Below are 17385 nucleotides of genomic sequence, written 5' to 3' on the forward strand. Positions count from 1 at the left end.
CTGTTGAGATACCGGATAAAACAGCCCTTTTTGAGAGTTTAAGGCCTGTTTTTCCGGCATGACGTTCTTTTCTTACATCGAACTCAGGTTACTTTTATGTGAGATCGCTACTACGGAAAATGAATTGAGGTGTAGAAAATACCTCTTAGCGAAGCCTAAATACAATTCGGAAGGCCATTCTTGACTTCACGGGTTGCCCTCTTTGTAAACCGGGTAGCCATTTAGAGCTTTCAACTACTCTTATAGCTTCTTCATCACAGCCATACCCTATGCCTTTAAGCACTTCCACATTACTCACCTCACCGTTTTTATCTACTATAAACGAAAGAAACACAGCCCCCTCAATATTATTCCTTTTAGCCTTTTTCGGGTACTTCAAGTTTCGTTGCAAGTGTTTGTGCCAACCCTCCACGCCTCCTACATATTCTGCTTGAACCTCCCTTTCTGTGTAGTGATATATATTGCCCTCTTTGTCCCAACTGGTGCCCGAAACAAACTCACCTAATTCAGAATAGTTCTCTTTATCGAGCGTGCGGCCCTCTTTTTTTCTTACCCATTCACCCACTTTAATACCCGACCTGAATTCTCCCTCAATTGTCGCTTCCATATTAAACGGTTCGGGTCCCTTATAAAAACCAGATCCATCTTTTACTAAAGTATTTCCAAGAGAATCTAATAAACTAATTACGGTATAAAGATTGGAGCTATTGTCGCCCCCAAACTCGAGAGTTGCAAAGGATTGACCATTTTCAAAACCAAGCTTCCAAACACCGATTTTGGTAAGCTTGCTATGGTTTCCTTCCTCTTTTAGCCGACCATTTTTAAACAGAGTTCGGCTAAAGCCCTCTAAGATATTCTGTTTGTAATGGGCATAACCGTAGGGCTCATGACTAGGGAAAAAGCGATCTACTTTGCCTTCTCTGTTTTTACCATTGTTTAGCTCATAGTATGCCGCATGTTCTTTTTCTGAATAATCAAGATGTACATGATATGCCGAATAGTATGTGGTGTCGTTGGCTTGAGAAAAGAGGTTAAAAGACAAAAGGAGGCAAACTCCCGAAAGAATAAGTGTGCGCATAGATCAGTTATTTAAAGGAGCTAAACTAATCCATCTCGAATAATAAATTCTGATAAGCCGAATTTAATTCGTTTAGTATTTTATGGTTGCCCTGAATTTTAGCCAGGGCAATACCGTCTTCATAAACTTCCAGCGCTTTTTCTTCCTGTTCTAACTGTGTCAGAAGTTGCGCTGCCTGATAGTAAGTGGGCAAATAGTCAGGAAAATCGCTGAGCACCTTTAGCAGTATATTCAATGCTTTCGGGGCATCAGAAGCCATATATTCATTGGCCAGAGCATAGTAGTTAAAGGGTTCGTTTGGTTCTTGCTCAATATACTTTTGGAGGAGTTCTATTCGCCCGCTATTCATCTTTTCGCCTCGTTTTTATTTACTTCATTATTGACTATCTTCGGGGCAAATTTAAGGATAACCTTGGGTTTTAAACCTTTCCGATTAGCTCCATTTTTCTGAACACTTAGGCTAACGTGGGGTTGAATTATAAAATCATTAAACTATAAAGCAAGCATGAACATACTCGTTTGTATTACACATGTTCCGGATACCACCTCTCGCATTGCTTTTACCAACGACAATACAGAATTCGATAAAAACGGGGTTCAATTCATTATTGGCCCTTACGATGACTACGCGTTGGCAAGAGCTGTTGAGCTAAAGGAACAGCATGGAGGAAAAATAACAGTGTTGAACGTTGGAGAAGCAGAAACAGAGCCAACCATACGAAAGGCTTTGGCTATTGGTGCCGATGAGGCGGTAAGGGTAAATGCCTTCCCTTCAGACTCTTTTTTTGTAGCCAACCAAATAGCCGCAGTAGCCAAGCAAGGTGAATACGACCTGATTTTGATGGGACGTGAGTCGATAGACTTTAATGGAGGAATGGTTCACGGAATGGTTGGAGAACTACTGGGATTGCCTTCGTTTTCTCCCGTAATGCAACTCGATGTGGAGGGTACTAATGCTAAAATAACCCGTGAAATAGAAGGTGGTAAAGAGAAACTGGAAGTGAGCCTGCCTTTTGTTGCCGGTTGTCAGGAGCCCATTGCCGAATGGAAAATACCCAATATGAGGGGGATTATGTCGGCCAGAACAAAACCGCTCAATGTGGTTGAGCCTACTGATGCTACAGTACACAGCCAATTGAGTAAATACGAGCTGCCTCCGGCCAAAGGAGCCGTGAAGATGATCGATGCCGACAACGTGGAGGAGTTGGTAGATTTGTTGAAGAATGAAGCCAAAGTGATATAACCCAAAAGCAAAAGAAATGTCAGTATTAGTATTTATAGAGTTAGAAGAAGGTAAAATCAAAAAATCTTCACGCGAGGCTATATCATATGCGGCAGCTTTAGGCAATACAACAGCCGTTGCTTTGGGGTCTGCCAGTGCCGATGAATTGGCCACAGCAGGAGCCAATGGAGCTTCTAAAGTGCTTCATGTATCTGACGAGCGGCTCAATGCGGGTCTAATTCAGCCATATGCTGAGGTATTGGCCGCTGCGGCAAATTCCACAGAAGCTACAATTATTGTAACCGCCAAGTCGTCTTTGGCCGATGCCGTGGTAGGAAGAGTAGCCGCAAAGCTGGGTGCAGGTCTTGTGTCTAACGTGGTGGCTTTGCCCGATACTTCCAATGGGTTTGTGGTGAAAAGAAGCATATATACCGGTAAGGCTTTTGCCAATACCAGCATTACCACCGACAAGAAAATTCTGGCCATCAAGAAAAACGCCATTGAATTGAAAACCGATGGTGGGCCGGCCGATGTGGAGGCCTTCTCAGTAAGCCTGGATGATGCTTTGTTCAATGCGAAAATAACCGCTACCGATAAAGCCGAAGGTGATGTGTTGCTGCCAGAAGCTGATATAGTGGTTTCAGGCGGTAGAGGTCTTAAGGGGCCTGAAAACTGGGGTATCATTGAAGATTTGGCCAAAACTTTGGGAGCTGCCACCGGTTGCTCCAAACCTGTTTCTGATATGGACTGGAGGCCTCACCATGAACACGTTGGCCAAACCGGAGTTAAAGTTAGCCCTTCGCTATACATAGCCGTTGGGATTTCCGGAGCCATACAGCACCTAGCAGGAGTCAATTCTTCTAAGTATATTGTAGTGATTAACAAAGACGAAGAAGCGCCATTCTTCAAAGCCGCAGACTATGGCATTGTTGGAGACGCGTTTGAAGTATTGCCAAAGCTCAACGAAGCACTTAAAAAGGCGCTCGCTTAGACTTTTTTATCTTGGAAAAAGTAAAGATTGAAATTTTAGGATTGTCATCGAGTCAGTCGCAATCGACTGGCTCGTTTGCCCTTGTTTTAGGAGAAGTAGATGGCGAAAGAAGACTGCCAATTATTATTGGCATGTTTGAAGCTCAGGCCATTGCACTAGAAATTGAAAAAATCACCCCCAACCGCCCCATGACGCACGACTTGTTTAAGTCGTTTGCCCATGCCTTTAATTACGAGATTACCGAAGTGATTATTTCCGATTTAAAGGAGGGGATATTTTTTGCTAAGATTGTCTGTACCGATGGGGCCAGAACCATGGAAGTAGACTCTAGACCCTCTGATGCTATTGCTATAGGTATTCGGTTTGGCGTTCCTTTTTATACCTATGAGTCAGTATTGGCCGAGGCCGGTATAATACTGACAGACGATGAGGAGATTGTCGAAGAGCAAGATGAACCCGTGGTTGTAGAAAAAAAAGGTGATCGGCTTCAGGACTTTACTATCGATAAGTTGAATGAGATGCTGGATGAAGCATTGAAAGCCGAAGACTATGAGCGGGCAGCAAAGATAAGAGACGAGATCAACCGAAGAAGTTAACCGGAACATCGTTGAAGATGCTGGCTACCCGAAAAGTCAGTTCTGAGATGGTTTAGAATATAATGGACGTATTAAGAGCAGTATTAGGACTGGCTATTCTCATAGGGATAGCCTATTTATTGTCAGGGAATAAAAAAGCCATTAGCTGGCGATTAGTAGGAGTGGGCCTGACCATGCAGGTGGTCATTGCCTTGCTTATCTCTGAGGTAGGGTTTGTACAGAATATCTTTAAGCTGATAAGTGAAGGCTTTGTTTCTTTCCTCAGTTTTGCCCTTAATGGAGCCGAATTTCTATATGGAGATTTGGCTAAAAACAGTGACTCCGTAGAAGACGCCCGTCACAGCCTTGGTTTTCTTTTTGTTTTTCAGGCACTACCCACTGTAATTTTCTTTTCGGCCATAACAGCTGGCTTATACTACCTGGGTATTTTGCAAAAGATAGTGTATGTGTTTGCCTGGGTTATGGCTAAAACCATGAGACTCTCAGGGGCTGAGTCTATGTCGGCTGCCGGCAATGTATTTCTGGGTCAAACGGAAGCACCACTTCTGGTGAAACCCTTTATTGGTAAAATGACTAAGTCAGAACTGCTCTGTTTAATGACGGGCGGTATGGCCACAATTGCAGGCTCTGTATTAGGGGCATATGTTTCTTTTTTAGGGGGAAGTGACCCCGAGCAACAGGCTCAGTTTGCTACTTATTTGCTGAGCGCTTCTATAATGAATGCTCCGGCCGCAATTCTTATGGCCAAGATTTTCATGCCTGAGGAAGAAGAGGTAGATACTGAACTGCGAGTAAGTAAAGATCAGATAGGGGTGAATGTTATTGACGCTCTGGCCGGAGGTGCCAGTGACGGACTTAAATTAGCAGCCAATATTGGCGCCATGCTTTTAGCCTTTATTGCTGTAATATATACCCTCAATTGGATATTGGTTGACGGTATTGGCGAACTGACCGGGCTCAATGCTTATGTGGTTGAAAGTACCGGAGGAGTTTTCAACGGATTTAGTTTGCAGTATATACTTGGGCAGGTGTTCAGGCTATTTGCATTTGCAATGGGGGTTGAATGGCAAGAGACTTTGCAGGTTGGAAGCCTAATTGGGCAAAAGACTGTAATCAATGAGTTTGTGGCTTACCTGAGCCTGGCCGAAATGAAGGCCGATGGAGTACTTAGCCAAAAAGCCATTGTAATATCTACTTATGCCTTGTGTGGCTTTGCCAACTTTTCTTCCATTGCCATTCAAATTGGAGGTATAGGGGGGATGGCACCGGAAAGGCAATCAGACCTTTCGAAGCTTGGGTTACGAGCCCTCATGGCGGCTACTTTGGCCACAATGATGACTGCGACTATTGCCGGAGCACTGTTCGGTTAAATGAGTTTGAGTTGCTTGGCCGCCTTATATTATCTTGACATAAACAGCCGCTGGTGTATGGCGGCAGAGATATAAGAAAGAGGAGGTCTCAAAAGCCTCAAAACCCTTCATTCTGAACTTGGCTACCTAAAGGCAGGTTCATTTCAGAATCCATAAGTTCGTCAATGAGCGATATGAACACCCAGAACTTGCCTGCCTTGGCCGCAGGTAAGTTCTGGGTGACGCCCACCTAGATTTTGAGACAGCCCCTTTTCTGTTTCATCAATGAGATATGATTATCCTAAGGCTATGTCTTGTTGCACGAAAGGAATTTTGTAAACCCTTCTTCCCGTAGCTTTGGCAATGGCATTGGCCAAGGCTCCACCTGCAGGCGGCAAAGAAGGTTCTCCCAAACCTGTCGGGTGGTTAGTGCCGGGTACAAAATGTACCTCAACATCCGGTGCTTCTTTCATGCGTATAAGCCTAAACTTATCAAAATTGTCGGCTTGTGGTCTACCATCTACAAAGGCAAAGTCTCCATACATGGCGTGGCCTATACCATCTACCACACCCCCTTGAACCTGATTAATGGCTGCTTCAGGGTTTACTACTATGCCGCAATCTACGGCTACGGTCACTTTATCAAGCTTTGGCTGACCGTTGACCTGGCTCATATGTGCAACTTCGGCCACATAGGTGTTGTGCGAGTAGTAGGCGCTAAAGCCTTTGGCTATGCCGGCATCGCCATTGTTCCAGCCTCCTTTTTCAGCCGCCAGTTTTATTACCCCAATCATTTTCTCAGGTTCATAGTCTATGGAACCCACCGGGTTGTTTTTGGCACGCTCAAGTATATCGAGCCTCAACTGAACAGCATCAACCCCCATCTCGCCAGCCAATTCATCAAAGAAGGCTTGTTCGGCCATGGCCAGGAAATTGGTTATAGGGGCTCTCCATGCTCCTGTAGTAATATTACTTCTAACATTATGAGAGTCTACTCTGTAGTTTTCAATGCCTCCGGCAGGAAACCAGTTGGAGCGGGTAGAGTCGCCCATTTGTATACCTGCTCCGGTAAGGTGGTAGCCTACCACCTGGCCATTTTTATAGGCTGCCCTGAATTTGTATTTGGATGCCGGACGGTAAGTTCCGGCAGTCATGTCGTCTTCGCGGGTAAAAATAAGTTGAACGGGCTTTCTTATTTTGTCAGAAATTTGAGCGGCCTCCACCGCAAAATCGCCATAAAGCCTTCGGCCAAAGCCACCACCCATGCGAGTCATGGCTATAGAAATTTCTTCAGTTTTGCGCCCCAGCGCATTGGCCACATTGCTTTGTGTCCATTGTGGGGTTTGAATAGGGCCTTCCATTTCTACTTTGCTGTCTGTAACATTAGCAAAGAAGTTCATTGGCTCCATGGTGTTGTGAGGAAGGAAGGGGGCTTCATAAACTCGTTCCAGTACACCATCAGCCGATTTAAAGGCTTGGGAAATGTTACCATCTTCTCGTTTTAAGCTTTCCTTGCTGGCCACATCCAACAACCGCGATAACTCCTTATCGTGATCAGTAGTGCTTTCCAGATTTCCCGCTTTTTTCCAGTTGGCTTTAATGGCCTTTTTACCTTTAATGGCGGCCCAGGTATTGGTGGCTACTACGGCAATTTTATCTCCGAACTGTACCACATCCAATACACCATTTACCTTTCGCGCTTCAGAATCATCGAACGACTCAAGCTCAGTACCAAAGGCAGGTGGTCTCACCGCGGCAGCATAAACCATTCCTTCTTTTCGGGTATCAATTCCAAATAGAGGTTTGCCTGTAACTATTTGGTCCAAGTCTACATTGGTTTTGCTTTGGCCTATTATTTTAAAGTCTTTGGGGTCTTTGAGAGGAACTTCTTCAGGAATCTCAAATTGTGCTGCTTTAGACGCCAAATGACCATAAGACAGTTTCTTTGAACCATTATATACATAACCATTTTCTGTTCTTAACGAAGAAGCTGAAACTCCCCATTCCTGAGCGGCTGCCTCTAATAGTAAATGACGGGCACTAGCACCAGCCGTACGTAGGATATTCCAACTAGAACGGATAGACTGGCTACCACCGGCAACTTGTCGCTGAAAGGCTGTACTTAAAGGGGCTTGCTTAACAATCACATCGGCCCAGTTTACATCTAACTCTTCGGCCACAATCATTGGCATTGATGTCTTCACATTTTGGCCAATTTCCGGATTGGGTGACAAAATGGTGACATCACCATTGTCGGCAATGGTAATGAATGAATTGATATCGAACCAGGCGGTTGGTGCTTCTTTGGTGGCCTCTGCCGGGTTGCACCCCCATGCAAATCCAATCATTAGACCACCACCGGCAAGGGCAGAGCTTTTTAAGAATGACCTTCTGTCTATTTTAGTCTTTATAAGTGTCATGTTGTTTCTGGTTTTGGATTACATTTCTGCGGCCGTGGCAATGGCGGCTTTTATTTTATTGTAGGTTCCGCATCGGCAAATATTGCCATGGGAGGCATCGGCAATTTCAGAAGCCGATGGTCGTGAATTACGGTTCAGCAAAGCTGCAGCTGTCATTATTTGCCCAGCCTGGCAATAGCCACACTGAGGCACATCGTGCTGCTTCCATGCTTTCTGAAGCGGATGATCTCCTTTTTCAGATAAACCCTCTATGGTGGTTATTTCTGCTTCGCCAATAGCCGATACCGGTAATTGGCAAGAACGCACAGCATTACCGTTCAAATGAATGGTGCAGGCACCGCACTGGCCAATGCCGCATCCGTACTTGGTGCCTCTTAAATCCACCAGATCGCGAAGCACCCATAACATGGGCATATCTGCGTCTGCTTCAACAGTTCGCTGCTTACCGTTTATTTTGAGCGTATAACTTGCCATATCAATGATTTTTTGGAGTTAAATGAGTCATTGAATATAAGCTTTTCCCATTCAAACTCACAGCTTCGGCTGGTAATTGGACATATGCTGATTTTAAAAAGACGAATGGCCGACTTTTGCCTACCAAAGCAAATAGACAGAAGAGCTTATCGAATACTGGCAGCAGGTTTCCGGTGGCGCAGTTTTAACAAGGTTTTTTGAATGATAAGGGTAGAAAAATGCTTTGTACCCCAGAATGTTACAGGTTGTTTTTTCATTCATTAATTTGGAAGCTGTTACACCTAAACATTGTACGATGAAACGATTGAAACTACTCACCCTTTGTGTGGCTGTATTGGCCATCATTTTCCCAACAGGTGGACACGCACAAATCGATAAATCATTGAACGAAACCCTTGAGTCTTTACTCGATCGGGCAGAAACTTATCAGGACTATAAGGTAATCAGAACGAGCGACCTCAGACGGTTTAAACATGCCATGCAAGATAGTCTGAGCCACTATAGGCAAAGCCTGGCAGATCTGACCGAACAAACCCAATCTATGCAAGCTACGGTGTTGCAACTGAGAGCAGAAAGCGAGCAATTGGCCAACACTTTGGCTACAGCAGAGTCTCGTGCCGATATGATCGGATTTTTAGGGATGGATATGAAGAAAGCTACTTACAGCATATTTGTTTGGTCGCTGGTGGTTTTGTTGTGCCTGTGTCTGGTCATAATGTATGGTCGTATTCGTCATGTGTGTGGAGTAGTGAAGCGTGTTAAGAGCGCCTATTCAAAGATTGTGGAAGATTATCGCAACCAGCGGTTTCAGGCTACTGAGAAGCAGATTAAACTAAAAAGGGAATTACAAACTGCTCTGAATCAATTGGAATTGGTTAAGAGCGCTGAAGCGTAGGATTAATACTTAATAATCAATAGTAGTGTCGGATTGGCTGTGAGGCCAAGAAAAAAACCCAGCGGACGGCTGGGTTTTTTTGTATTGAGGTTGAAGGTGAGTGCTGTTAAGCATAATCTGTTCTAGGCTGTGGGCCTCCTGCCATGATCTCTTCGTTGGCAAAAGACTCAAACTTCTTAAAGTTGTTCTGGAACATGCGCGCCAGCTTGTTAGAAGTTTCGTAGAAGCCTTTATCGTTTTTCCATGTTTCTCTGGCACTAAGCAGTTCGCTTGGTACATCAGGACAGGTCATTGGAATTTCGGCTCCAAAAATGGAGTGTTTTCTGTAACCCACGTTGTCCAATACGCCCGAAAGTGCGGCCGATATCATGGCACGGGTATATCTCAGTTTAATTCTTGAACCAACTCCGTAAGGGCCTCCGGTCCAACCGGTATTAATGAGCCAAACATTTACTCCGTGCTCATCCATTTTCTTTCCGAGCATTTCTGCATAGGCGGTTGGGTGAAGTGGCATAAACGGAGCTCCAAAGCAGGCCGAGAATACCGGGGTAGGTTCGGTAACTCCTGCCTCTGTACCGGCTACTTTAGAAGTATAACCTGAGATAAAGTGGTACATGGCTTGCCCTTTGTTCAAACGCAAAATAGGAGGCATTACACCAAAGGCATCGCAAGTAAGGAAGAAGATGTTTTTTGGAATGCCACCAATAGAAGGAACTGCAATATTGTTAATGTGGTCGATAGGATACGATACCCTGGTATTTTCAGTTACTGAGGTGTTGCTGTAGTCTACCGTGCGAGTGCCTTTATGGAAACGGGTGTTTTCTACAATAGCACCATATTTAATAGCCCTGAAAATATCGGGTTCATTTTCTTCGGTAAGGTCTATGGCTTTGGCATAGCAACCACCTTCAAAGTTAAACACGTTCTTTTCGGTCCAGCCGTGCTCATCGTCACCAATCAACAGTCGGTTAGGGTCTGCCGAAAGGGTGGTTTTACCTGTGCCCGACAGCCCGAAGAAGATGGCCGTATCTCTTTTGTCAATTCCCATATTGGCCGAACAGTGCATTGGTAGCACACCATCTACTGTTGGCAACAAGAAGTTGAGTACTGAGAAAATACCTTTTTTCATTTCTCCCGAATACTGGGTGCCCCCAATCAGGATCATTCTTTTGGTAAAGTTTACAATGGCAAAGTTGCTTTGTCTGGTGCCATCAGTTTCAGGGTCTGCCTCAAATTCGGGGCAGCAAATAATGGTGAAGTTGGGCTCAAAGTCGGCAAGTTTATATCCTTCCGGCCTAATGAACATGTTATAGCAGAATAGGTTGTGCCAGGCAAGGGTGTTGATTACCCTGAGTTTTAGACGGTGGGTTTTGTCAGCTCCTGCGTAAGCATCGCGCACGTAGACTTTTTTGTCTTCCAGATGGCTGATCATTTTGTTGTAAATGCGGTCGAACGATTCAGGCGAAATACCAATGTTGATATCGCCCCACCACACTTTGTCTTCTGTTAGTTCATCTCTTACAATGAACCGGTCTTTTGGAGATCTTCCGGTAAATTTTCCTGTGTCACACATTAAAGCACCGGTGTCGGTTAAGTGGCCTTCACCGTTTTTGATAGACTCCTCAATCAGTTCGGTTTGGCTGAGGTTCCAGTGTGCTTCTTTAACTTTTTTAATGCCTGCCGCTTCCAGGCCTGCTTTGTTGGATTTTATTCCAGTTTCTAACATGATTTTAGGCTTAATTTCCTTGTTTATGAAATCGTTTGCAAAAGTAAGTATCGCGCTCGAAATTAATGCATTATTTGCCGACAATTACATTTTAACATCACAAGGAGCCGAAGTAAGCTCCCTTTAGGCTAAAATGTGGCCTCATTTGTGTGAAATGGCTTGTAATATCTTATGGACGGTCGTAGATTGGAAACTTTGCTGTAAAACTAACTAAAACAACTATGTCAGAATTGAGAAGTCAAGAGCCGGAGATGCTCGGCCACCCGAAAGGGTTATTCTATCTGTTCTTTGCTGAGCTGTGGGAACGATTCAGTTTTTATGGAATGCGCGCCTTGCTCACCTTATATATGGTGAACGAAATTTTTGAAGCGCTTGCCACCCGAGATTTGGCTGCTGCAGCCGTTTATTCTTCTTATGGTTCGTTGGTATATGCCTCTACCGTGGTAGGAGGTAGAATTTCTGATAAGCTTTTAGGCTTTAGGCGTTCCATTATGCTTGGAGGTATTCTCATGGCTTTAGGACATTTTGTTTTGGCCATTGAAAATGACATGGCTTTCTTTTTAGCACTGGCTTTCATTGTAGTGGGCAACGGGTTCTTTAAACCCAATATTTCCACCTTTGTGGGAGCACTCTACAAAGATGGAGATGTGCGAAAAGACTCAGGGTTCACCATTTTCTATATGGGAATCAACATTGGTGGCTTTATAGCTCCCATTCTTTGCGGATGGCTCGGTAGAGAATACGGCTGGCACTATGGCTTTGGCTTGGCCGGTATTGGAATGTTAACCGGCTTGGCCTTTTTCTGGTCTGGATTGAAAAGTGGAATTTTTGGAGATAAGGGATTGCCCCCAAGTGAGGAGGGTCTCAATAAGCCGGTGCTGGGACTTAAGAAAAAGGTGCTTGTTCCTGTACTATCCTTTTTGGCGGCACCGTTTATTGCACTTATGCTGGCTTCTTATGAGCCTGTTTTGGGAGGAGAGTCATTCTTTGGCGACCAAAACTTTGTAAACATCCTCTTCAAAGGAATAGGTATAGCCATTTTGTTATACATGGCCTTCATTATTTATCAGGCCACACCTTCTGAAAGAAAGAAACTGGCTGTGGCGCTATTTATTACCCTTTTTATGACGGTTTTCTGGGGTTTTCATGAGCTTTCAGGGAGCGTAATTACCTTGTTTGCCGACAGGAACGTGAACTTGTCTATTATTGATGCCGCTCAGACCAACTCGCTGAACTCCATGTTCATTATTTTCCTTTCCATTCCTATTTCTTTGCTATGGACCTCATTGGCCAAAAAGAAGAAGAACCCCAGAACTCCATATAAGTTTGGAATGGGATTGCTCCTGGCCGGAGTGAGTTTCTATGTGTTGGCTTTAAGTCGTGGTGCGGCCGATGAAAACGGCATGGTGCCATTTGTTTATTTGCTGTTAATGTACTTCTTACTTTCGGTGGGTGAGTTGTTTATGTCGCCCGTGGGGCTTTCTAAAATTACTGATCTTTCACCCAAGCGAATAGTGGCCTTTATGATGGGGGTTTGGTTCCTTTCTAGTGCCTTTGCCTTTCAGGTAGTTGGGTTTATTGGTAAAAAACTAGCCATAGAGAGCGATAATGCCGATATCAGAGGTTTCGATTCGCTTGATGTATACATTGGAGGTTTTGAGATGATTGCTCAATATGCCATTGGTGCAGGACTTATCGTATTTATTCTTTCTCCATTGTTGAATCGCTGGATGCAGAACGTGCATTAAGAATAGAGTCTTTACTAAAGAGGCTGTTTTAATAGCAACTCGTATGAGGTTAGTGGCTATTGAAACAGCTTTTTTTATTCTATAATCTGCTGAACCCTATGCTGAAGTACTGGTAATACCTCTTCTTCAAACCATAAATTCTTTCTCATCCAGATGCCATTTCTGGGAGAAGGATGAACCAGCGGAAAGTACTTGGGTAAGTATTCTTTAAATGATCTCACCGTCTCAGTGAGGTTCTCCTTTCTTCCTTCCAGATAATAGCTTTGAGCATATTGGCCAATCAACAGGGTAAGTTCTATGTTTGGCATTTTTGCCAGTAACCTTTCATGCCATTCAGCGGCACACTCCGGTCTGGGCGGAAGGTCGCCCGACTTGCCTTTTCCCGGATAGCAAAAACCCATAGGGACGATAGCAAAAAGACCGGAGTCATAAAACTGTTCATCGGTTACACCCATCCATTTTCTCAGGTTTTTACCGGAAGGGTCATTCCAGGGAATCCCGGTTTCGTGTACTCTTGTTCCCGGAGCCTGCCCAATAACAAGTATTCTTGAAGAACGATGGGCCCGAATCACAGGCCTGGGGCCCAGAGGCAGATGTTCTGCACAAAGTGTACAATTCCTTATTTGTTCCAGTAGGTCTTGCATAACGAAATATCGTAAAAAGCTATGGAACGATAGGTCGTCTATTTGATAGACCAGTCCTGAAAGCCAAACTGCGATAAAATATCTTGTAACGATTTGAGTGGTTGAGGAGAGGCATCGCTCTGATGAAGATCCAAATCCCACCAACTGGTAGTATGCCAGCGGCCCAATTTGTATCCAACGTTTTTCATTTCACCAATGTGTCTAAAGCCCAATGCCTGATGAAACCCGATACTGGCCTGGTTGGGAACGGTAATCACTGCTATGGCCTTACAATAGTTCATGGCCTGCAACATGTGTAGCAGCTGGAGGTACAGCTTGCGGGCTATGCCCTTGTTCCGATGGTTGGGATGCACGTATACGGTTACTTCCTGGTTCCACTGGTAGGCTTTGCGGCTCCGATGATCTGTGGCATAGGCATAGCCTGTTACCACTCCGTTTTCTTCGGCCACCAGCCAGGGGGCTTTTGTCCCATAGGTGAGTATGCGTTGTTCAAACTCCTCCAAAGGTGGGGGAGTCAGTTCAAAGGAGGTAGCGGTTTCCTGAACAATTGGGCTGTAGATACTTAGCATGGGAGCGGCATCGCTAAGTTTAACCATTCGGATAGATATTGCGGATTTCATTATGGAGAAAAAGGGCTGATTAAGGTAAAGATAAAATGCGGTAGTTTTAAAATGATTACAATCAGCGTACTTTCGTGGCATGAACGACTTTTCCAGCGCGGAGCTAATTTATTATGTTGACCTGGCCGGTACATTTGTCTTTGCCGTCAGTGGTTGGCTGTTGGCCGCTAAAAAAGAGCTGGATTTTTTTGGGGCCTCTGTTATTGCTTTTGTTACGGCAGTGGGAGGGGGCACACTGCGCGATGTTCTCATTGGTTCAACGCCTGTAGGCTGGATGCAAGATGTTAACTATCTCATTATAATTGCCTCCGGCATGTTTGCAGCGGCATTTTTCAGAAGGATTTTTGAAAAGCTCCGCAAAACCATGTTTCTGTTTGATTCCGTTGGTATTGGATTGTTTACCATTCTGGGCCTGCAAAAAACACTCGATCTTGGACTGTCTCCTATAGTAGCGGTTATGATGGGTACTATTTCCGCAGTTTTTGGAGGTGTTTTGCGCGATACTCTGGTCAATGAAATTCCACTAATATTCAGACGGGAAGTTTATGCTACGGTGTGCCTGGTGGGCGGGATAATATATCTTATGCTAGGTCAAACGGCCATTAATGATGACTTCAGAATTATAGTGACCATTTCAATCATTATTACTATCAGAATTCTGGCTGTGGTATACAACTGGTCGTTCAGGGCTGTAAAGTAAGGGTTACTTTTTGCGCCTGTTCTTTTTTCTCTTAAAGTAAAAACTATCAGCTTGCGGACTGGTATAGAAGCCCCATATCAAGGAAAGTGTAATTGCATTGCCCGAATAGTTTACAACACCATTCAGCGCGTAGTCCGTTAAGTTATATTTGGCTTGCAGGGAGAGGTACTGCTTGTGACTCAGGTTATATTTATAGCCCAAACCTGCATTGAAATTGTAGGTGAAAACACTCTCCCCTGAAATGCCGTTGTCTTCATCCTCTTTAATAGCGTCAAATCCATCGATGCCGGCACCGGCAAGAATAAGCACTTCATTTCTGTTCCACTCTATTAACTCCCGGCTGTAGTCTATGCCAAAGTAGCCTCCAAAAAAATGCCTCGTACTTACCTCAAGGCCAAAACCTTCTTTACGATAGGCGGTGTATTCGTTTGGTGCATTGAGGAATTTAAAACTAACCGATAGGTCTAGGGTAGACTTGCCTTTTTTGCCACCAATAAAAAAGCCAATATTAGGGTGTGAGCCTACGGCCTGCATTTCACCGGTAGGCATCCACCATCCGCCCAAAATTCCAGAGTGCAACTTGAGCATTTCATCAATTTGTCTAACCTTGGTATCATAAGCGCCCTTAATAGGCGATTGGTGATAAGTAGGCAAACGCATCATTTCATGCAAAGAGGGTTCATCGGAACCATAATAGGAGGCTAGAAAATGTTCGGTGCTTCCGGGTTCATAGTGGCCTATTGCATTTTTGGCCATTCGCGCCAATAGCGTGTTGAAGCTTCCATTGATGGGTACAAAATCGAAATAAGAGGCTGTCCAGTTGTTAAACTCCACCCCATCAGCTGCCAGATATACTTTCGTTTGATAACTGGAAAGGTAGTCCATAATGGCCGGTGTAAGCTCTCCTGAAAAGGATTGATTATGGAGTGATAGAATGGTTTTTGCTCTAAATACAGGTTCGGTAAGGCCACACTTGCCTTGCCAAAAGTTGAGCAGTAATTGTGCAGAGTCTAACTCGCTGGTTACAAAATAAGACTCCAGCATTTCAACCGAATTGAGGGCAATGTCGAAACAGTTTATCGTTCGTTTTACCATTCGGTCTTCAAAGGTTGGTTGTTGTGCTAAGAGGCTGAAGGTGCTGCTTAGAAGAAGGCAGCCAATAAGGATGTTATTGCGCATAGTTTATTATAAAATGCAAAGTTAAGTATGTTGCGTATTGATTGTTATGCCCGCGTCTCAATTATTTATCCATAAGCCTTTGATGGCCACAATTGCTTAGCCTGGGGCAGATTTGAACCAGCCCCTGCCTATTCCATAAGCCCTTCACTTTTGAGAATTTTCACCCATAGGGCATAGCCAGCCTCATTTAAATGAAGACCATCGTAGGTCAATTCGGATTTGAGTCGCTGACGATTGTCCAGAAAGAAGGGAAAGAGATTAAGGAATTCTACTTCATGTTCAGCACAAACCTTAAATAGGAGCTGGTTGGTCATAAGTACTCTGTATTGTTTGTCGTAGTGCTGAGGAAACCCATCGAACTCTGGATTTACAGGGAGTATGCTTTGTACGATTATTCTTGTGCGAGGGCTTTCGCTTTGTATTCGTTGAATGATCTTTGCTATGTTGTTGGCAATGACTGCCTCGGGAATATCCATGCCGATGTCGTTAATGCCAATTAAGAGAAACAACTTGTTTGGTTTACGCTCTGTGATTTCACTGAGTCGATTGATAATGCCAAAGGAGATGTCGCCTCCTATGCCACGATTGAGCACTTTACTGTCTGGGAAATAAGCCTGCCACTGGCCACCTTCTGTAATACTATTGCCCAGAAAAATGATTTGTCCGGTGGTCATAGGGTCTTTCTCAAACTGCTTTAGTCTGTTTTGGTGGTGATGCATAATGTAGGGCACCGTGTCGAAAACCCTTTGGTGGGTAATCTGTGCTAAACTTTGCGATAAACAGAAGAAAAACAGACTGCCTGCCAACCATTGCTTAGGCTTCATAAACCACTGACTCTTCATGATCGAACCATTGAGGGTACATGGGCATATGGAGGGCTTCTACCCGGTTACGTTTTACCTTGAGCGAAGGGGTCATGAGGCCGTTTTCTACAGACCAGATTTCTTTCATGATTACCGCCTTGGCAATTTTTTCATATGCCTCAAGGCTGGGGTTAAGCTCTTCTATAGTCTGCCAAACGGATTGGCTAAGTTCTTCTTTGCTTTTCTTTTTCCCACTTTCAGAAGGTACAATCAGAGCTATGGGCTGAGGAATACCCGTACCTACCACGCATACCTGGTCTACATCGTAATTTTTAAGCAATTGAAGCTCTATGGGGGCAGGTGAAATGTATTTTCCTTTGTCTGTTTTGAACTGGTCTTTTACCCGGCCGGTAATGCTCAGAAAACCATCGTGATCGAACTCGCCAATATCTCCGGTTTTCAGGAAGCCATCTTCGGTAAACATTTCGGCAGTCTTTTCAGGCTCTTTGTAATAACCTTTCATCAGGCAATTACTCTTTATTAGTATTTCACCCTCAGCCGATAGTTTGGATTCTACCCCGGGAAGTGGTTTGCCAACAGTTCCAAACTTGTTTTGACCGGGAAGGTTAAAGTGGGAGAGAATACAGTCTTCGGTCATTCCGTAGGCCTGGTTAATGATTATGTCCAGACGGGCGTACCATTGCTTGAGGCTTACGGCTATGGGAGCAGCTCCTGAAAAATTGGCCATTGATGCCGAAAGACCCAGTTTTTTCTTGATTTTCTTCTTTACCAAGCCACCAATTAGCGGAAGGGAAAGCAGGCGATCGAGCTTTTTCTGTGGCATTTTCTCCAAAATCTTTTCCTGGAATTTTTGCCAAATACGAGGTACACCAAAGAATATATGTGGCTGAACGGAAGATAAATCTTCAGCGAATGTTTC

The 17385-nt window shown here is 44.3% G+C and carries 17 protein-coding genes; 7 read left to right on the plus strand and 10 right to left on the minus strand.

What is annotated here, in order from left to right:
- Positions 1 to 145: 145 nt before the first annotated feature.
- Both B3763_RS01480 and B3763_RS01485 read right to left on the minus strand, forming a co-directional pair.
- Positions 146 to 1078 (minus strand): energy transducer TonB, encoded by a 933-nt coding sequence (locus B3763_RS01480; protein ID WP_286742879.1) that lies wholly within the window; start codon positions 1076 to 1078, stop codon positions 146 to 148.
- A 25-nt stretch (positions 1079 to 1103) separates the two neighbouring features.
- Positions 1104 to 1427 (minus strand): tetratricopeptide repeat protein, encoded by a 324-nt coding sequence (locus B3763_RS01485; RefSeq protein ID WP_189629863.1) that lies wholly within the window; start codon positions 1425 to 1427, stop codon positions 1104 to 1106.
- A gap of 156 nt (positions 1428 to 1583) precedes the next feature.
- Here B3763_RS01485 and B3763_RS01490 point away from each other — a divergent pair, with 156 nt between their 5' ends.
- The 4 genes from B3763_RS01490 to B3763_RS01505 all read left to right on the plus strand — a co-directional run bounded on the left by B3763_RS01490 (position 1584) and on the right by B3763_RS01505 (position 5257).
- A complete protein-coding gene (locus B3763_RS01490) occupies positions 1584 to 2321 on the plus strand; it encodes an electron transfer flavoprotein subunit beta/FixA family protein (RefSeq protein WP_286742884.1) in 738 nt (245 codons plus the stop codon).
- A gap of 16 nt (positions 2322 to 2337) precedes the next feature.
- Entirely contained in the window at positions 2338 to 3291 is a 954-nt protein-coding gene (locus B3763_RS01495; protein ID WP_286742886.1) for an electron transfer flavoprotein subunit alpha/FixB family protein, read from the plus strand.
- An 11-nt stretch (positions 3292 to 3302) separates the two neighbouring features.
- A complete protein-coding gene (locus B3763_RS01500; protein WP_286742888.1) occupies positions 3303 to 3887 on the plus strand; it encodes a bifunctional nuclease family protein in 585 nt (194 codons plus the stop codon).
- 62 nt (positions 3888 to 3949) lie between these two features.
- The gene (locus B3763_RS01505) at positions 3950 to 5257 is read left to right on the plus strand and encodes a NupC/NupG family nucleoside CNT transporter (RefSeq protein ID WP_286742891.1); all 1308 of its coding nucleotides are present in this window, start codon (positions 3950 to 3952) and stop codon (positions 5255 to 5257) included.
- A gap of 275 nt (positions 5258 to 5532) precedes the next feature.
- Here the strand turns inward: B3763_RS01505 and B3763_RS01510 are convergent, their stop codons facing one another.
- Together B3763_RS01510 and B3763_RS01515 are read right to left on the minus strand one after the other, a co-directional pair.
- Complete coding sequence (locus tag B3763_RS01510; RefSeq protein WP_286742893.1) at positions 5533 to 7656, minus strand: xanthine dehydrogenase family protein molybdopterin-binding subunit; 2124 nt, start codon at positions 7654 to 7656, stop codon at positions 5533 to 5535.
- 18 nt (positions 7657 to 7674) lie between these two features.
- On the minus strand, positions 7675 to 8130 hold the full coding sequence (locus B3763_RS01515) for a (2Fe-2S)-binding protein (protein ID WP_286742895.1): 456 nt from the start codon (positions 8128 to 8130) through the stop codon (positions 7675 to 7677).
- Between the two features lie 295 nt (positions 8131 to 8425).
- Here B3763_RS01515 and B3763_RS01520 point away from each other — a divergent pair, with 295 nt between their 5' ends.
- The gene (locus tag B3763_RS01520; RefSeq protein WP_286742898.1) at positions 8426 to 9025 is read left to right on the plus strand and encodes a hypothetical protein; all 600 of its coding nucleotides are present in this window, start codon (positions 8426 to 8428) and stop codon (positions 9023 to 9025) included.
- 106 nt (positions 9026 to 9131) lie between these two features.
- Here the strand turns inward: B3763_RS01520 and pckA are convergent, their stop codons facing one another.
- Positions 9132 to 10751: a phosphoenolpyruvate carboxykinase (ATP) gene (gene pckA, locus B3763_RS01525; RefSeq protein WP_189629871.1), complete on the minus strand. Its 1620-nt coding sequence runs from the start codon at positions 10749 to 10751 to the stop codon at positions 9132 to 9134.
- 221 nt (positions 10752 to 10972) lie between these two features.
- Between pckA and B3763_RS01530 the strand changes: the two genes are divergently transcribed.
- Positions 10973 to 12499, plus strand: coding sequence for a peptide MFS transporter (locus B3763_RS01530; RefSeq protein WP_189629872.1), 1527 nt, complete (start codon positions 10973 to 10975; stop codon positions 12497 to 12499).
- Positions 12500 to 12573: 74 nt separating this feature from the next.
- On the opposite strand, the gene B3763_RS01535 is transcribed toward B3763_RS01530, so the two are convergent.
- Positions 12574 to 13143, minus strand: a complete 570-nt coding sequence (locus B3763_RS01535) for a uracil-DNA glycosylase family protein (RefSeq protein ID WP_286742904.1) — start codon at positions 13141 to 13143, stop codon at positions 12574 to 12576.
- 38 nt (positions 13144 to 13181) lie between these two features.
- Complete coding sequence (locus B3763_RS01540) at positions 13182 to 13763, minus strand: GNAT family N-acetyltransferase (protein WP_286742907.1); 582 nt, start codon at positions 13761 to 13763, stop codon at positions 13182 to 13184.
- Positions 13764 to 13842: 79 nt separating this feature from the next.
- Here B3763_RS01540 and B3763_RS01545 point away from each other — a divergent pair, with 79 nt between their 5' ends.
- On the plus strand, positions 13843 to 14463 hold the full coding sequence (locus tag B3763_RS01545) for a trimeric intracellular cation channel family protein (protein WP_189629875.1): 621 nt from the start codon (positions 13843 to 13845) through the stop codon (positions 14461 to 14463).
- A gap of 3 nt (positions 14464 to 14466) precedes the next feature.
- On the opposite strand, the gene B3763_RS01550 is transcribed toward B3763_RS01545, so the two are convergent.
- The 3 genes from B3763_RS01550 to B3763_RS01560 all read right to left on the minus strand — a co-directional run.
- Entirely contained in the window at positions 14467 to 15642 is a 1176-nt protein-coding gene (locus B3763_RS01550; RefSeq protein ID WP_286742912.1) for a hypothetical protein, read from the minus strand.
- A gap of 128 nt (positions 15643 to 15770) precedes the next feature.
- Positions 15771 to 16484, minus strand: a complete 714-nt coding sequence (locus B3763_RS01555; protein WP_286742914.1) for a GDSL-type esterase/lipase family protein — start codon at positions 16482 to 16484, stop codon at positions 15771 to 15773.
- Positions 16456 to 17385, minus strand: a 930-nt coding sequence (locus B3763_RS01560) for an AMP-binding protein (protein ID WP_286742917.1), incomplete at its 5' end; no start/stop codon positions are given. The genes B3763_RS01560 and B3763_RS01555, both read right to left, overlap by 29 nt.

It is taken from the genome of Roseivirga sp. UBA1976 (assembly GCF_002336325.1).
GTDB classification, from domain to species: Bacteria; Bacteroidota; Bacteroidia; order Cytophagales; family Cyclobacteriaceae; genus Roseivirga; species Roseivirga thermotolerans.

Bases quoted from the DNA above. Each gene is read 5' to 3' on its own strand.
- B3763_RS01480 (WP_286742879.1), bottom strand. From the start codon at position 1,078: ATGCGCACACTTATTCTTTCGGGAGTTTGCCTCCTTTTGTCTTTTAAC.
- B3763_RS01485 (WP_189629863.1), bottom strand. From the start codon at position 1,427: ATGAATAGCGGGCGAATAGAACTCCTCCAAAAGTATATTGAGCAAGAA.
- B3763_RS01490 (WP_286742884.1), top strand. From the start codon at position 1,584: ATGAACATACTCGTTTGTATTACACATGTTCCGGATACCACCTCTCGC.
- B3763_RS01495 (WP_286742886.1), top strand. From the start codon at position 2,338: ATGTCAGTATTAGTATTTATAGAGTTAGAAGAAGGTAAAATCAAAAAA.
- B3763_RS01505 (WP_286742891.1), top strand. From the start codon at position 3,950: ATGGACGTATTAAGAGCAGTATTAGGACTGGCTATTCTCATAGGGATA.
- B3763_RS01510 (WP_286742893.1), bottom strand. From the start codon at position 7,656: ATGACACTTATAAAGACTAAAATAGACAGAAGGTCATTCTTAAAAAGC.
- B3763_RS01515 (WP_286742895.1), bottom strand. From the start codon at position 8,130: ATGGCAAGTTATACGCTCAAAATAAACGGTAAGCAGCGAACTGTTGAA.
- B3763_RS01520 (WP_286742898.1), top strand. From the start codon at position 8,426: ATGAAACGATTGAAACTACTCACCCTTTGTGTGGCTGTATTGGCCATC.
- pckA (WP_189629871.1), bottom strand. From the start codon at position 10,751: ATGTTAGAAACTGGAATAAAATCCAACAAAGCAGGCCTGGAAGCGGCA.
- B3763_RS01530 (WP_189629872.1), top strand. From the start codon at position 10,973: ATGTCAGAATTGAGAAGTCAAGAGCCGGAGATGCTCGGCCACCCGAAA.
- B3763_RS01535 (WP_286742904.1), bottom strand. From the start codon at position 13,143: ATGCAAGACCTACTGGAACAAATAAGGAATTGTACACTTTGTGCAGAA.
- B3763_RS01540 (WP_286742907.1), bottom strand. From the start codon at position 13,763: ATGAAATCCGCAATATCTATCCGAATGGTTAAACTTAGCGATGCCGCT.
- B3763_RS01545 (WP_189629875.1), top strand. From the start codon at position 13,843: ATGAACGACTTTTCCAGCGCGGAGCTAATTTATTATGTTGACCTGGCC.
- B3763_RS01550 (WP_286742912.1), bottom strand. From the start codon at position 15,642: ATGCGCAATAACATCCTTATTGGCTGCCTTCTTCTAAGCAGCACCTTC.
- B3763_RS01555 (WP_286742914.1), bottom strand. From the start codon at position 16,484: ATGAAGAGTCAGTGGTTTATGAAGCCTAAGCAATGGTTGGCAGGCAGT.